14 protein-coding genes are annotated in these 14,384 nt (G+C 59.3%); 8 read left to right on the top strand and 6 right to left on the bottom strand.

What is annotated here, in order from left to right; all coding sequences use genetic code 11:
• Positions 1-38: 38 nt before the first annotated feature.
• The gene (locus N6G83_RS06140) at positions 39-956 is read right to left on the bottom strand and encodes a DMT family transporter (RefSeq protein ID WP_025302777.1); all 918 of its coding nucleotides are present in this window, start codon (positions 954-956) and stop codon (positions 39-41) included.
• Between the two features lie 181 nt (positions 957-1,137).
• Between N6G83_RS06140 and N6G83_RS06135 the strand changes: the two genes are divergently transcribed.
• The 4 genes from N6G83_RS06135 (at position 1,138) to N6G83_RS06120 (ending at position 3,723) form a co-directional block, all read left to right on the top strand.
• Positions 1,138-2,007 carry a helix-turn-helix domain-containing protein gene (locus N6G83_RS06135; RefSeq protein ID WP_025302778.1) on the top strand — a complete coding sequence of 290 codons (870 nt, stop codon included), beginning with the start codon at positions 1,138-1,140 and terminating at the stop codon, positions 2,005-2,007.
• A 17-nt stretch (positions 2,008-2,024) separates the two neighbouring features.
• Positions 2,025-2,459, top strand: a complete 435-nt coding sequence (locus N6G83_RS06130; protein ID WP_025302779.1) for a VOC family protein — start codon at positions 2,025-2,027, stop codon at positions 2,457-2,459.
• A 310-nt stretch (positions 2,460-2,769) separates the two neighbouring features.
• Complete coding sequence (locus N6G83_RS06125) at positions 2,770-3,222, top strand: MoaF-related domain-containing protein (RefSeq protein WP_028127408.1); 453 nt, start codon at positions 2,770-2,772, stop codon at positions 3,220-3,222.
• 9 nt (positions 3,223-3,231) lie between these two features.
• Positions 3,232-3,723: an ester cyclase gene (locus N6G83_RS06120; protein ID WP_025302780.1), complete on the top strand. Its 492-nt coding sequence runs from the start codon at positions 3,232-3,234 to the stop codon at positions 3,721-3,723.
• Positions 3,724-3,894: 171 nt separating this feature from the next.
• On the opposite strand, the gene N6G83_RS06115 is transcribed toward N6G83_RS06120, so the two are convergent.
• Positions 3,895-5,094 (bottom strand): multidrug efflux MFS transporter, encoded by a 1,200-nt coding sequence (locus N6G83_RS06115; protein WP_004940721.1) that lies wholly within the window; start codon positions 5,092-5,094, stop codon positions 3,895-3,897.
• Positions 5,095-5,345: 251 nt separating this feature from the next.
• Between N6G83_RS06115 and N6G83_RS06110 the strand changes: the two genes are divergently transcribed.
• The gene (locus tag N6G83_RS06110) at positions 5,346-5,792 is read left to right on the top strand and encodes a MarR family winged helix-turn-helix transcriptional regulator (protein WP_038629307.1); all 447 of its coding nucleotides are present in this window, start codon (positions 5,346-5,348) and stop codon (positions 5,790-5,792) included.
• Positions 5,793-5,828: 36 nt separating this feature from the next.
• Here the strand turns inward: N6G83_RS06110 and N6G83_RS06105 are convergent, their stop codons facing one another.
• Positions 5,829-6,110, bottom strand: coding sequence for a YjcB family protein (locus N6G83_RS06105; protein WP_033634498.1), 282 nt, complete (start codon positions 6,108-6,110; stop codon positions 5,829-5,831).
• A gap of 294 nt (positions 6,111-6,404) precedes the next feature.
• Here N6G83_RS06105 and mrdA point away from each other — a divergent pair, with 294 nt between their 5' ends.
• Entirely contained in the window at positions 6,405-8,330 is a 1,926-nt protein-coding gene (mrdA, locus tag N6G83_RS06100; RefSeq protein WP_060447194.1) for a penicillin-binding protein 2, read from the top strand.
• A 107-nt stretch (positions 8,331-8,437) separates the two neighbouring features.
• Positions 8,438-10,156, top strand: coding sequence for a penicillin-binding transpeptidase domain-containing protein (locus tag N6G83_RS06095; protein WP_043142739.1), 1,719 nt, complete (start codon positions 8,438-8,440; stop codon positions 10,154-10,156).
• A gap of 6 nt (positions 10,157-10,162) precedes the next feature.
• Here N6G83_RS06095 and N6G83_RS06090 read toward each other — a convergent pair whose 3' ends face one another.
• Entirely contained in the window at positions 10,163-10,558 is a 396-nt protein-coding gene (locus N6G83_RS06090; protein ID WP_127145885.1) for an SRPBCC family protein, read from the bottom strand.
• A gap of 49 nt (positions 10,559-10,607) precedes the next feature.
• Complete coding sequence (locus N6G83_RS06085) at positions 10,608-11,846, bottom strand: hypothetical protein (RefSeq protein WP_169541311.1); 1,239 nt, start codon at positions 11,844-11,846, stop codon at positions 10,608-10,610.
• 415 nt (positions 11,847-12,261) lie between these two features.
• Here N6G83_RS06085 and N6G83_RS06080 point away from each other — a divergent pair, with 415 nt between their 5' ends.
• Complete coding sequence (locus N6G83_RS06080) at positions 12,262-13,809, top strand: methyl-accepting chemotaxis protein (RefSeq protein WP_260515571.1); 1,548 nt, start codon at positions 12,262-12,264, stop codon at positions 13,807-13,809.
• Between the two features lie 154 nt (positions 13,810-13,963).
• Here the strand turns inward: N6G83_RS06080 and osmB are convergent, their stop codons facing one another.
• Positions 13,964-14,176 carry an osmotically-inducible lipoprotein OsmB gene (gene osmB, locus N6G83_RS06075; protein WP_004940700.1) on the bottom strand — a complete coding sequence of 71 codons (213 nt, stop codon included), beginning with the start codon at positions 14,174-14,176 and terminating at the stop codon, positions 13,964-13,966.
• Between the last annotated feature and the right edge of the window lie 208 nt (positions 14,177-14,384).

Raw genomic sequence — 14,384 nt, 5'->3', positions numbered from 1 at the left:
TCAACAAAACCTGATGATAACGATATTCGCCAATGGCTTCAAAGGGTTGAGTTTTGTTTTGAGATATCCGCCCGCCGCCATTTCAGCGTCGGCTTGGCGAACATCACCAGGTTGCCCAGCAGGATCAGGCACAGCCCCAGCACGGCGTTGAAGTGCCACTGATAGCCTTCGTAGATCGTTGAGATGGTCAGCGCCACCAGCGGGAACAACAGGGTGCTGTAGGCCGCCGCGCCAGCGCCGATGCGGCCGAGCAGGCTGAAGTAAGCGGCGAAGGCGATCACCGATCCGAAAATCGCCAGGTACAGCAGGGAGCCGATATAGCGGCTGCTGTATTCCATCTGGAATGACGCGCCCTGCGCCCAGGCGATCAGCGCCATCAACAGCGCGCCGTAGGTCATGGCGTAGGTATTGGTGGAAAAGATATCCAGCCCGCGGCGCTGATGGCGCGTGCTGATCATGTTGCCCAGTGAGAAACCGTAGGTGCCGAGCGCACTCAGGCCGATGCCTTTAAGCAGCTCCGGCGCCATGCGGGTGGCGGCCAGATCTTGCCAGAACAGCGCCACGATGCCGGTCAACCCCAGCAGCGCCGCCGGCAGCAGGTTGGGACTGGGGCGCTGGCGGAAAAACAGCAGGCTGTTGAGGGCGTTGAACAGTACCGCCATCGAGAAGATCACCGATTCCAGCCCGCTGCTGATGTAGGCGGCCGCGTGGTAGAAGCAGAAGAAGTTGAAGCCGAATACGCAGCAGCCCTGCAGCACGCAGAACAGATGGTCGCGCGGGGCGAGGCGGCGCAGGCGGCGCGTTAGCAACAGCACGGCGAACATCACCGCGGCGGCAATGGCGAAGCGGTAAGCGATCGAGACGGGAATGGCCACCGGGCCTTCCTGTTGCAGGGTGATCGCAATCCAGGTGGTGCCCCAAATCAGCACCACGGCGAGGTACAACAGCGCATTCATTCTATTTGTTACTCCGAAAAAACCGATGGCGCAGTATCCGCTTTGGCGCGCGGCGGCGCTTGCAGCGCTTTGCGCCCAGTTGCATATTCTTGCGCTTTTTTTGCCAAAAGCGCGGGGCGGCTGCTGGCATGCCGCGGCGCCACTCTTTACACTGTCGGCATGTCGAACAACGGGGCCGGCGATGTCCAACTATCAGGCGTTTGAAACACTGCGTGAGCACAAGGCGCGGCTGCACGGCAGCGTGCTGCTGGGCACCGGCGTGGAGCTGGCGGCCTGGTCCAACTGCAACGATCGCGTCACGCAGGAAAGCGCCGACCACCATACCCTGAGCCTGTACGTCGCCGACGGCTATGAGTGCTACCAGCAGGTGCCGGGCGGCTGGCGCAACGGCGGCGGGCCGGATCGGTTCTGCATCATGCCGCGCCAATACGCCTCCACCTGGGATGTGCGCAGCGATCTGTCGTTCGTGCACCTGTATTGCACCGATGGGCATCTGCGGCAGCTGGCGGAGCAAACCTGGGATCGCAGCCCGGCGGCGATCAACGTGGAGCCGCGCAGCTTCGGCGAAGATCCGCAGATCACGCTGCTGTACCGCCAGTTTTTGCTCAACTGCGATTGGCAAGACAGCGCCAATCTGCTGGCGCTCAGCAGCGCGTCGAACCTGCTGATGTCACACCTGATCCAGCGTTACAGCCAGCTGCAGTGGAAGCTGCCGCCGGTGCGCGGCGGCCTGGCGCCTGCGGTAGCCCGGCGGGTGCGGGAATATATCGAAAACCACCTCGATCGGCCTTTGCTGTTGGCGGATCTGGCGGCGCAGGCCGGGTTGAGCGAATACCATTTCGCCCGCATGTTCAAGCACGCCACCGGCCTGGCGCCGCACCAGTTCGTGATGCGCGCCCGGCTGCAGCGGGCGGAACAGCTGTTGCGGCATAGCCAACAGCCGATCACCGAGATCGCGCTGGCGTGCGGCTTCAGTTCCGCCAGCCATTTCAGCAACCGCTTCAAGGCGGCCTATGGATTTGCTCCGCTGCAGGTGCGGCTGGGGCGCTAACCGAAGGGGAGTGCAGCATGGATCAACAGTTTGCCGGGCTGGGCGTGTTGTTTGTCGCCGGATTCGGGCCCATCACGCGTGAGAGCGACGAGAGTAAGGCGTTTTATGTCGAGGCGCTGGGGCTGCCGCTCAAGCCGATGCCGGGCAACGAAACCTATCTGCTGTCGGAGCAAGGCGCGCTGGACGGGGTGAAGCATTTTGCCCTGTGGCCGCTGGCGCAGGCGGCGCAGTCCTGCTTTGGCGGCGAACGCTGGCCGGCGGATCTCGCGGTGCCACAGGCGTGGATCGAGTTTGACGTGGCCGACATGGCGGCCGCCACCCAGGGGCTGGTCGATCGCGGTTATCGGCTGTTGGTCGCCAACCGCGAAGAGCCGTGGGGGCAACGCGTTACCCGGTTGCTCAGCCCGGAAGGACTGCTGGTTGGCGTCACCTATACGCCCTGGCTGCGTTAAACGCCGTGCCGTTCGCCGCCGTTTTGCAGCGGCGGGCGGCCTAAGAACAAATACGCATTAACTTAAAGCGATCTGCGCTATAGACCTATCGAATCCCCGAGTTGTTTCCTTCCCTGAAAGCAGTAATCCCGTTCATTGCGTAAAAACCAAGGGCCAGAACGCGCTATTGCCATGCCATTTTACGGCGATTTTCCCCCGTCTTTTTTTGCCGCCAGGTGATTGATGGGAATAGAGATTATTCTTATATTTCCATCAATGCTTAAGAAATAATAATGATTCTCGTTTTCAACCACGGAAAGGAGAAGGAACGATGAAAACAGTGAAACGAACGGGCATCGCGTTGGCGATAGCCCTGACTTTCCCCCTGGCATTGCCTGCCGCTATGGCGGCGCAACCCTCCCTGACAAACAGTAAGGCGGCGACGATGACGGAAAAACACGGGCAGTTTATTGCGGTCGGTAAAGTGGTGCAGGTGACCTTCGGCGATTTCGCCTTCAAGCTGGATTTTACCGATGACAAGACCATGACCTTCACCGGTATCGGCGAGGCGTCGCAGGGCATTACCGACACGGTACAGTACACCGCAGTGGAGATTCGGCCGAAGGTCTACATGGTTTATTGGCACGAACCGCAGTCCGGCGACAACGTGACGCATATCGAGGACTTTGAGCGCGGCGAGGTGTACACCAACATCGCCGCCAAGGACGGCAGCTTCACCCATCTGAAAGGGCAGCTGAAAATCGTAGGTCACTCAGGAAACTAAGGAGCAGTTATGAAAAAGGCATTGATCGCCTGTGCGATCGTCGGCGGCTTGCTGGCGAGTTACCCGGCGTTGTCAACGGATCAGGCGGCGTCGCAAAAGTCGGCCGGCAAGGGCGGCTATCATCATGCCCAGCAAAAGCTGAAGGTGGTGGAAGATCTGTACGCGGGCTTCTTCAACCGCCACGACATCGGCGTGGCGCAGAGGCTGATTGTGGAAAACTACAAGCAGCATAACCCGTTCGTCGGCGACGGCATCAAGCCGTTCCTCGATTTCTTCAGCCAGACCTTTAAAGACAATCCGCAATACAGCGCCAAAATATACCGCAGCGCGGTCAACGGCGATCTGGTCTACGTTCACGTCAAATACCAAAATAACCCGCAAGATCGCGGCACCGCCAGCGTGGATATTTATCGGGTGAACGATCAGGGGAAAATCACCGAGCATTGGGACGTCAATCAGGATGTGCCGGAAAAATCGGCTAACGACAATACCATGTTCTGAGCCACAAGGGCCGCTGCGGCGGCCCTCTACGCGCCCGCAACACTTTATTTACTTACATAAATATTAAATGACCGCCGCGTCGAGTAGGCTACGGCCGCCTTTGGCAGTGGTGGTACGGTTGATGGGCGTCATTGTCCCGCCACTGCTTGAGGCGTTTCCCCACATTCCCCGTTATCCCGCACGTTGATTTTCCACTTTTTTGAACTGATGGCGCAGCTGCAGCGCATTGCAAAGCACCAAGACTGCCGTGACGGCGAACACCCAACGGAACCCCATCATCGCCGAAATGCCCGATCCCAGCAGCGGGCCAACCACGTTCCCCAGGTACATGAAGGATTGGTTATAGCCGAAGATGCGCCCGGTCACCTGATCGGAGGAATACTTCAGCAGCAGCGCCTGCACCGCCGGCATCAGCGCGCCGTCGGCAAAACCCAGCAGGAAGCGCAGAATGCCCAGCTGCAGCGGCGTATTGACCCAGGCCATCACGGCGAACAGGCCGGTGGTGAACAGCAGCGCGGCGATCAGGATGCGCGCGGTGCCGATGCGATCGCCGAGCCGCCCGAGGCGTGGCGCCGAGATCAGCGCCGCAATGCCGGGCACGGCGGCGATCATGCCGCTGACAAAGGCGATATTGCTGACGTCGCCCGATAGCTCGCGAATGAACAGCGTCAGGATCGGGCTGATGGACGAGTTAGCCAGCTGGATCATCAGGGTACAAACGAACAGGGTGACGATCAGCGTCGGATAGGGCAGCGAACGGAATACCGCCTTGCCGCTCAGCTGATCCGCTTTTTTCACCGTGATGCGCCGCTCTTTAATCAGGAACAGCGTCACCAGGAAGCTGACGAACATCAGCCCGGCGGTGACGAAAAATACCACCCGCAGCCCCAGATGGTCGGCCATCAGCCCGCCCAACAGCGGCCCGGCGATCACGCCGGAGATCTGCCCGGTAGAGAGCGTGCCCAGCGCCCAGCCGCTTTTATCACGCGGCGCCTGCGAGGCGACCAGCGCCATGGCGTTGGGAATATAGCCGGACGTCAGCCCCATCAGGGCGCGCAGCGCGAACAGCTGCCACACGTTAGTGGCCAGCCCCTGCAGCGCGATGACGATCGCCATGCCCAGCGAGGCGCGCAGCAGCATCAGCTTGCGGCCTTTGCGGTCGGCCAGGCTGCCCCACAGCGGCGAGACCACCGCCGAGACCAAAAAGGTGCCGCTGAACACCAGCCCGGACCACAGGCTGAGGGATTGGTGATCGCTGACGCCGAGCTGTTCGACGTACAGCGGCAGAAAAGGGAGGATTTGGCTCATCGCCAGCCCGGTGAAGAAACACCCGAGCCAGACCGAGATCAGATTGACTTTCCACGCTTCCATCGGCTTACCGTACCACGTTGAATAAGGAGGGATTTATTAAGCAAAATAATAATAACACTGCAAATTAATCGGCGAGGGGCAAATGCGTGAGCAAACGTAACCCTGCCGATGCAGTGTCTTTTTTGCTATATATTAATAGCTATATTATCATAGGTAACTAGGTTAAGCCAGAGCGGCGCGGTAGCCAGGCAGGGCACTGCGCGATCCGGCGGTGTGAAAGCAGGGATAAACTGAACGCTAGATTGATGCCAATGAAAAAAGATCACCCTGAAGACGTGACGCTGCTGCGCACGCAGTTAATGTCGCTGGTGCGCCGTTTACGGCGCGAGTCGCGTAGCGACGAAAAATCCTGGGCCCAGCTGATGCTGTTGGGGGCTATCGATCGCCACGGCGGCGAGGCGACGCCGTCGCTGCTGGCGGAATCGGAGCGCATGCGTTCCTCTAACCTGGCGGCCGCGTTGCGTGAGCTGGAGGCCGACGGGCTGCTGGTGCGCACGCCGGATGCCGAAGATAAACGCCGGGTGCGGGTACGTCTGACGCCCGCCGGGCTGGGCCTGCTGCAGCAAAGCCGCAGCCGGCGCGAGGCGTGGCTGCTGGCGGCGATGGAAAGTTGTTTAACGGAGCAAGAACAGGCGCTGTTGGTTGAGGCGGGGGCGTTGATGGCGCGGCTGGCGGCGGCGCCAACGGACGAGGAATAATCGCTGGGCGGCCGGTGCGCCGCCCGTGCAGCGAGGTTACGGCATCGGCCAATCGACCGGCATGGTGCTGACCACGTCCACGTAGCGATCCCAGGCCGATGACCAGAACTGGGTGAAGGCTTCCAGGGTAAGGTGGATGCCCATCAGGCCCATCACGAACCAGCAGGCGGTAAACAGGCCCAGGCTGCTGAACATGAACGCCATGCCGTTGCGGCTGGTTTTACGGCAAACGACGTTTAACTGGCTGGCGAAGAACATCATCACGGCGCTCAGCAACTCCCAGCGCATCATGACTAAACCGGTGGCAATGGTACTCATCGAACTCGATCCTATGTAACAAAAAGCCGCATCCGGCAGGGCGCCGACAGGGAAATGCGGGGGAATATCGGTAATAGTGTGATTAAGATCACATTGTAGCATTGGGGCGAACGGGGGCTCAATGGGGATCGCGGTGAAAAAATCGCCGCCGGTAACATTCCAATATGCTGAAACAGTTATGCCATTTCATTAGCAACCTTTTCATGGGGCGTCGCGCCCGATAACGCTATGCTTGCCGGCTTTTCAGCTCCCTGATTTTGCGGGGAAATGTGACGCAAAAGGTACCGGCACTGCATGGCCCTGTTAAAAGAAACAATTCGCGACCACTCTGCGGAAGAAAGGCTGTTTATCCGCCGGGCAGGCGTGGCGCTGGCGCTGGTAGTGGTGTGCTTCGGCGTATTGATCGTCAACCTCTACCGGCTGCAAATCCGCCAGCACGGCTTTTACCAGACGCGCTCCAACCAGAACGACATCAAGATGCTGCCGCTAGCTCCCAGCCGCGGGCTGATCTTTGATCGTAACGGCACTCCGTTGGTGCGAAACGTGACACTGTATCGTATCGAGATCACGCCCAGCAAAATCACCGACATGGCGGCGCTGCTGCAGGCGCTGACGCCGATCGTCGACCTGACGCCGGAGGACATCAGCGCGTTTCGCGATGACATGCACCACAACAGCCGTTACAAGCCGGTGACGCTAAAAACCGGGCTGAGCGACACCGAGGTGGCGCGTTTTGCCGTCAATCAATACCGTTTCGACGGGGTAACAATCGATACCTATCAACAGCGTGAATATCCTTACGGCGCTCAGCTGGCGCACGTTCTGGGCTATGTGTCGAAGATCAACGACAGCGATCTCAAGCGCCTGGACAAGGCCGGCCTGAGCGAAAACTACGCCGCCGACCGCAACATCGGCAAACAGGGCATCGAAGCCTATTATGAGTCCGAGCTGCACGGCACCACCGGCTATCAGGAGGTGGAAGTGGATAACCACGGGCGGGTGATCCGCCTGCTGAAGGAGCAGCCGCCGAAGGCCGGCAAAAACATCTACCTGACGCTGGATCTGCCGCTGCAGCAGTACATTGAATCGGTGCTGAAGGGGCAACGCGCCGCGGTGGTGGTGGAAGATCCGCGCGACGGCGGCATTCTGGCGATGGTCTCCAGCCCCAGTTACGATCCCAATCCCTTCGTCAAAGGCATCGGCTATCAGGCCTATAAGGCGCTGCTCCGCAACCCGGATCTGCCCCTAATCAACCGCGTCACCCAGGGGCTGTACCCGCCGGCGTCCACGGTGAAGCCCTACATGGCCGTTTCGGCGCTGTTCGCCGGGGTGATCACGCCCACCACCACCTTTTTCGGCGCGCCGACCTGGACGCTGCCCGGCACGGAGCGCCGCTACCGCGACTGGCTGAAAACCGGCCACGGCATGCTCAACGTCACCAAAGCGATCGAGGAGTCTGCCGACACCTTCTTTTATCAGGTGGCGTATGAGATGGGCATCGATCGTATTCACCACTGGCTGAGCCAGTTCGGCTACGGCCAGTCCACCGGCATCGATCTGAACGAAGAGTATCGCGGCGTGCTGCCGAGCCGCGACTGGAAGCTGAAGGTGCACAAAAAAGGCTGGTATCAGGGGGATACGGTTTCGGTGGGCATCGGCCAGGGGTATTGGGTGGCGACGCCAATCCAGATGGTAAAAGCGCTGACCACGCTGATCAACAACGGCCAGGTGAAAACGCCGCATCTGCTGTATTCGCTGCAGCAGGGCAACCGGGTGACGCGCTACCAGCCGCCGGCGCAAGCGGCGCAGATCGGTGATCCCCACTCGCCTTACTGGGGCATCGTGCGCAACGGCATGTACGGCATGGCCAACCTGCCGAACGGCACCGGTTACAAGCTGTTCCATACCGCGCCGTACCAGATCGCCGCCAAATCCGGCACCTCGCAGGTATTCAGCCTGAAGCAAAACCAGACCTACAACGCCAAAATGATCCCGGTGCGGCTACGCGATCACATCTTCTATACGCTGTTCGCGCCTTACAAAAACCCCCGGGTGGCGATGGCGCTGATCCTGGAAAACGGCGGTGGCGACGGCGTGGTGGCGGGGCCGACCGCACGCGCGATCCTCGACCATATTTTTGACCCGGCCAACGCGCCACAGCCCGGTGATATGCCGCAAAGTAAACCGCAGTTAAACGACAGTGCGGATGTGCAACGGTGATGCGGTTTGTTTTTACTTTCTTACAAACTGCAATCTCCTGACCATTTCCGGCAAGGTAGACTGAAATAACACCATAAACCGAATAAAAACGTAGGGTTAACACAACAGTGGCGCCATCGACCAAAAAGAGCGGTAAAACCTATTCCACAGTTCGTTTCGGCTGGATTTGCGCCGGCATGCTGGTCTGTTTTTTTCTGTTGGCGTTCAGGGTCGGCTACCTGCAGCTGCTGGAACACCAGCAGTTGGCGGATCAGGCCGACCAGCGTTCGATCCGCACCCAGGTGGTGCCGACCAACCGCGCTATGATCACCGATCGCAACGATGAGGCGCTGGCGGTCAGCGTGTCGTCCAAAGACATCGTGCTGGACCCGAAGCATATTCTCGATACCCAGACCGATACCGGTAACGAACGCTGGCAGAGTATGGCCAACGTGCTGAAGATCCCGCTGGCGGACATCCAGCATCTGATCCAGAGCAACGCGCACAAACGTTTTGTCTACCTGGCGCGCAAGGTGGAGGACGACAACGCCGCCTACATCAGCAAACTGCACCTGACCGGCGTCAGCGCCGAGCAGGATTTCAGCCGCTTTTATCCGATGGGCCAGGATGCCGCCGGGCTGATCGGTATCGTCGGCCAGGACAATCAGGGGCTGGAGGGCATCGAGCTGGGCTTCAATCCGCTGTTGCAGGGAAAAAACGGCCTGCGGGTCTATCAGAAGGATGGCAGCGGAGCGGTGATCGGCGTGCTCAAAAGCGTGGATCCGGTGCCACCGCCGAACGTGACGCTCAGCATCGACAAATTTATCCAGTATGTGCTCTATGCGCAGATCCGCGACGGCGTGGTGGCTAACCAGGCCGACTCCGGCTGTGCGGTACTGGTCAAGATCGACACCGGCGAAATCCTCGGTATGGCCAGCTATCCGTCGTTCAACCCGAACAACTATGGCAGCACGCCGGCGAAAGATATCCGCAACGTGTGCAGCAGCGACAGCTTCGAACCGGGTTCGACGGTGAAACCGGTGGTGGTGATGGTGGGGTTGGAACATAAGCTGATCCGGCCGGATACCGTGTTGGACACCACGCCGTATCGGGTGAACGGTCACCTGATCAAAGACGTCGGCCACTGGTCGAAACTGACCATCACCGGCGTGCTGCAAAAATCGAGCGACATCGCGGTATCGCACATTGCGCTGGCGCTGCCGGCCACCGTGCTGCCGGCGGTCTACCGTAGCTTTGGCCTGGGGCGGCCGACCGAGCTTGGCATCGGCAACGAGAGCAGCGGCTATCTGCCGCAGCACCGTGAACGCTGGGCCGATATCGAACGCGCTACCTTCTCCTTCGGCTATGGGCTGCGCGTGACGCCGCTGCAGATGGCACGCGAATATGCTGCTATCGGTTCCTTCGGCATTTATCGGCCGCTGTCGATCACCAAGGTGACGCCGCCGGTGATGGGGCAACGTATTCTGCCGGCGGATACGGTACGGTCCGTGGTGCATATGATGGAGAGCGACGCCTTGCCTGGCGGCAGCGGGGTGAGCGCCGCGGTACCGGGCTATCGGCTGGCGATCAAAACCGGTACCGCCGAGAAAATGGGCCCCAGCGGCAAATACGACGGCGGCTACATCAACTACACCGCCGGCGTGGCGCCGGCCAGCGATCCGCAGGTGGCACTGGTGGTGATGGTCAACAACCCGAAAGCCGGCAAGCACTTCGGCGGTTCGGTGGCGGGGCCGGTGTTCGGCAAGATCATGGCCCAGGTGCTGGAGCACATGAATATCCTGCCGGATGCCCAACCGCTTAACGTGGTGTCGTCGGTCAAGAGCTGATGGGGATTAGCGCGATTCCAGCAGGCGCTTTAGCGCCCGCAGATCGGCGTTCACCAGCCCGGCGTCGCGGGCGAACAGCGCGTCGTCCATGTCCGGCTGGCGGAACAGGGTGAAGATCACCTCGGTGCCGTGCCGGTTGGCGAGCGCGCGCAGCGGCACGTAGACCACGCCGCCGTTCGGCAGCGTCACCCAATGATCCAGCACGCCGAAGGCATTCGGCGCGCTGAAGCGAATACGAAGTTTTCCCTGTGGGGTGTCTGCCACCCATTCTTCATCTTCCTGCCGTAAACTGTTGGCCAACCCTTTGGCCCACAAGGGGAAATTTTCCGGCTGGCTGAGAAAGGCGTACACCTCGTCACAGGGGCGGTTGATGGCAATATGCAGCGTTTGCGTGCTCAGCATCGTGGCTTCTCCGGTTGGCGGTGATACTTCAGTGTAGATCTCGCCGTGCTCAGAAGTAGTAACCGATGTTCACGTTAGTGCGAAAATACCATTTATTGCTGCCGGAGGATTGCGTGCCGGTCCAACCGGTGGCGTTTTCCACGCCGCCCCACGGGTTGGCGTTCTGCGCCCAGGTCAGATCCACCCACAGCATCACCGGCATGGCGAACACCTGCACCCCGAGCGTATTCATTTTGGAGTCGGAACCGCCGTGCTTATCCTTCCAGAGCACGCTGTAGTCGTTGTAGAAGCGCAGCTTTTTCACCGGCCCCCAGGGTACGTCGACGTCGCGCGCCAGGTTGATGGCGGCGGTGGTGGCCTGCGACGGGATCAGATAGGCCGGCGTCAGGCCGTTGCCGCCCATCAGGATCACCGAATTGTTGGCCCCGGCCGGGCCTTTGGCATCGTAACCGTAGCGGATCACCTGGCCGGACAGATGCCAGGGATCGTTATTCACCAGCGTATGCAGGCCCGCCGCCCAGAAGCTGCCGTTATCGCCGGTAGCCTGGTTGTAGAGCCGTGAGGCCGCCAGCGAACCGCCGAGCTCATTGTCCCAGCCGCCCTGGTGGAAAGCGCGCGTCAGCCGCAGGTTTATCTGATCGCGTTTTTCGTTGCGCTGCAGGTGCTGTGACGCATAGTTGGTGTTTTTCAGATCGCCGTAGCTGGCGACGTCGGGGGCGTAACGCACGCCGGTCGGCATCATGCGCGGGTAATAGGCGGCGTCGAAGGCCCAATCGTCATGCTGATATTGGTATTTGGCGCCCAGCCCGGTGTTGACGCCAAAGCCGAGGTAAAACGGAATGCCGTACGACCAGCCGAACTGCGGGTAGGGCATTAGGCCGAACGGTTTGAACGGCGCGCCCAGTTGCACGGCGGAACGTTCAGACAGGTGATAGCCGACATAGGCGCGGTCGATGGCGTATTTGCGCCGATCCTGAAACCAGAATCCGCCATCGAAAAATGCATCGTTTACCTGGCCGGCGGCATCGATGCGAAAGGCGTCAAAGCGTAAATGCGGAGGATTACGATAATTGCTGCTGTGCCAGTCTTCATAGCGATAATTGGCGCGCAGTGCGCCGCCGATATCAATATTCTTTTTATTATCCTCGCTTTGCCAATGAATATGCGGAAATGCCGGGCGGCTTTTTTTTACCGGCGCTGCGGTGGTGGCAGCATCGTTGGGTAATGCGGCGACGGTTGCATAACTCACTGGTGAAACAAGGAAAAAACAAAGCGTGATCTTGCGCATAGCAGGCCCCTGAAGAAAATAGACTGTTTATTAAGGCGAGCGAGTTTCACCTGTGAACAGGGCATTTACGCTCATCGGTTTTATATTTGAGACGATTTTATTGAGCGTTTCATATATTAAATGCCGCGCCGGTTAATATATGAAACTTTGTTTCTTTTTTTAATGTAAAAACTATAAATCCGGTATTAAACAAGTCAAGAAATAAAAATGAGAGTTGACGGGCAATACCGATTATTGGGGGATCTTGGCCGGCGGGGGCGACGCAGAGCAGGCTGAAATAGTCGTGTCATCAATGCCCGTTAGACTCGCGGCATCCTGGTATGACTGACTAAAAATCATGAACATAAAACTGACACTGGGCCGCAGGGTAAAACCTGCGGCAGCGCTACCGCGTGCGTTTGGCTTCGGCAAGAGCATGGGCTTATTAAGCGGGGTGATTTGCGTTATCGCGCTATTTTCTCTGCTGCAATTGTTTTCCACCCTATTTATTTCCAATATTTTGCGCGACGCCAAGGTTAATCTGGTGACGGGCGATGCGTTGCATCGCCAGCAGGCGACAATGGATCGCGCCAGACTGTCGCTGCTGACGGCCAGCGATACCCTGAACCGTGCGGGCATCTATTATCTGCAGGATAAAGCCACCGGCTCCGAGGGCAGTTGGCATAGCCTGCTGGATGAATCGTTGGCGGCGTTGGCGGCTTCAAAGCAGGCCTTTGCCCGGTTCGAGCGCTTGAGCGCGGCTGCGCCCGAAGCGACGGGCGCCCTGAAAGACAGCTATCGTCTGTTCTATGACGGCCTGAAGGAACAGGCGCAAGGGTTGCAAAGCAGCGCCAGCGTCGATGCGTTTTTCGCCGTGCCGATCCAGGCGTTTCAGGCGGATTTCAACGAGAAGTATCTTGCCTACCAGACGCTGAACGAGCGGCGTGGCGATGACGTCAACGTGCGGCAATTGGCGGCGCTGGAGCAGGCCAAGATCTTTGCGTTTGGCGCGCTGGCGGCGCTGGCGCTGATTGCCGTGGGGGTCTGGGTCGGTGTCTCTCGCTGGGTTATCGCACCGCTGCAGCGGGCAATCGCGCACCTCAACGTGCTGGCCGCCGGCGATCTTTCGCGGCCGTTGCCGCCTGAGCGGGCGTTGAACCGCGAGATGCGTCAGCTGCAGACCAGCATTGGCCATATGCAAAACGGCCTGCAGCGGCTGGTGAGCGAGGTGCGCGATGCGGCGAGCGGGATCCTGAGTGGCGTCGGCCGGCTGGCGGACGGCAATCGCCAGTTGACGGCACAGTCGGCGAAGCAGGACGGCGAATTGCAGTTGGCGACCGAGCACGTGCAGCAGCTGGCGGCGCGGGTGGAAGAAAACGGCCAATACGCCCAGCAGGCCAGCCAACGAACCGAACAAGCCCGGCAGTACGCCGGCGCCGGTGAGCAGATGATGGCAACCGTCAATGTTTCAATCCAAGGGATCGTCAACCAATCGGCCGAGATGCGTGGCATCGTCGCGCTGATCGACAGCGTGGCGTTCCAGACCCATATTCTGGCGCTGAATGCGGCGATCGAGGCCGCGCATGCCGGCGTTCACGGCCGCGGCTTTGCCATCGTAGCCAAAGAGGTGGGTCTGTTGGCGCAAAAGAGCAGCCATTCGACGCGCGATATTCAGCAGTTGATCAACCGTTCACTGCAGCAAATCGATCAAGGTTCGCAGGCGGTGGATCTGCTGACCGGCAACCTGCGCCAGATTATCGATCTGGTGAACAAATGCAGTGCCCTGATGGGGGAAATCTCGCAGGCGTCTTTCAATCAGGGGGAGAGCATTCAGGACGTGACGGCGCGCATTACGGCGCTGAATCAGGTGGTGCAACAAACCGGCGCCGTGGTGAACGCGGTGACCGACGCTTCTCAGTCGCTGCAGGGCGAATCGGAACGGTTGGAAAAAGCGATGGCGCGTTTCAGGCTGCCTGTGCAATAAATAACCCTGACGCAGGTTAATGAATAATAAAGCTGCGCTAAACGTTATTTATTATTTTCCACCGCTGAGGGACGTTATTTCGATAAATAAAAAACAGACCGGCGCTTATGGATTAAAAAAGTGCCGACCTGCAGAGATTATTTTAACGCGATGATTAACGGCTGGTCTGGTGGCCGATAATGCCACCCAGCGCCGCGCCACCGAGGGTACCCAGCGTGCTGCCGTCGGTCAGCACCGCACCGCCGACTGCACCGACGCCCGCGCCGATCGCCGTGTTGCGATCGCGATTGGACATATGCCCACATGCGGTAACGGAAAGCGTTGCCATCACCACCACCAACACACCTGCGGCACGTTTAATATTCATAATGAGTTCCTGGTAAATTGACTGATTAATGGATTAAAAATAATCCGATTAACCTGCCGGTAGAAGTTGGGATGAATGTATTCCTCCGTAAGAAAATCGAACAGGTAAAAATTCTTAATTTTGCGGCGGTGAAAAGCGATTGCTCGCCGAATGTGCGGCCGCCGGTAAAATCGTGGGTCTATACTGGAAAGACGCCTCGCGGGGTGCG

The organism is Serratia sp. PL7 (genome assembly GCF_945957435.1).
This window is presented reverse-complemented; position numbering and strand designations above follow the sequence as displayed.

Bases quoted from the DNA above. Each gene is read 5' to 3' on its own strand.
- N6G83_RS06120 (WP_025302780.1), top strand. From the start codon at position 3,232: ATGAAAAAGGCATTGATCGCCTGTGCGATCGTCGGCGGCTTGCTGGCG.
- N6G83_RS06110 (WP_038629307.1), top strand. From the start codon at position 5,346: ATGAAAAAAGATCACCCTGAAGACGTGACGCTGCTGCGCACGCAGTTA.
- N6G83_RS06125 (WP_028127408.1), top strand. From the start codon at position 2,770: ATGAAAACAGTGAAACGAACGGGCATCGCGTTGGCGATAGCCCTGACT.
- N6G83_RS06135 (WP_025302778.1), top strand. From the start codon at position 1,138: ATGTCCAACTATCAGGCGTTTGAAACACTGCGTGAGCACAAGGCGCGG.
- N6G83_RS06130 (WP_025302779.1), top strand. From the start codon at position 2,025: ATGGATCAACAGTTTGCCGGGCTGGGCGTGTTGTTTGTCGCCGGATTC.
- mrdA (WP_060447194.1), top strand. From the start codon at position 6,405: ATGGCCCTGTTAAAAGAAACAATTCGCGACCACTCTGCGGAAGAAAGG.
- N6G83_RS06085 (WP_169541311.1), bottom strand. From the start codon at position 11,846: ATGCGCAAGATCACGCTTTGTTTTTTCCTTGTTTCACCAGTGAGTTAT.
- N6G83_RS06140 (WP_025302777.1), bottom strand. From the start codon at position 956: ATGAATGCGCTGTTGTACCTCGCCGTGGTGCTGATTTGGGGCACCACC.
- N6G83_RS06115 (WP_004940721.1), bottom strand. From the start codon at position 5,094: ATGGAAGCGTGGAAAGTCAATCTGATCTCGGTCTGGCTCGGGTGTTTC.
- N6G83_RS06105 (WP_033634498.1), bottom strand. From the start codon at position 6,110: ATGAGTACCATTGCCACCGGTTTAGTCATGATGCGCTGGGAGTTGCTG.
- osmB (WP_004940700.1), bottom strand. From the start codon at position 14,176: ATGAATATTAAACGTGCCGCAGGTGTGTTGGTGGTGGTGATGGCAACG.
- N6G83_RS06080 (WP_260515571.1), top strand. From the start codon at position 12,262: ATGGGCTTATTAAGCGGGGTGATTTGCGTTATCGCGCTATTTTCTCTG.
- N6G83_RS06090 (WP_127145885.1), bottom strand. From the start codon at position 10,558: ATGCTGAGCACGCAAACGCTGCATATTGCCATCAACCGCCCCTGTGAC.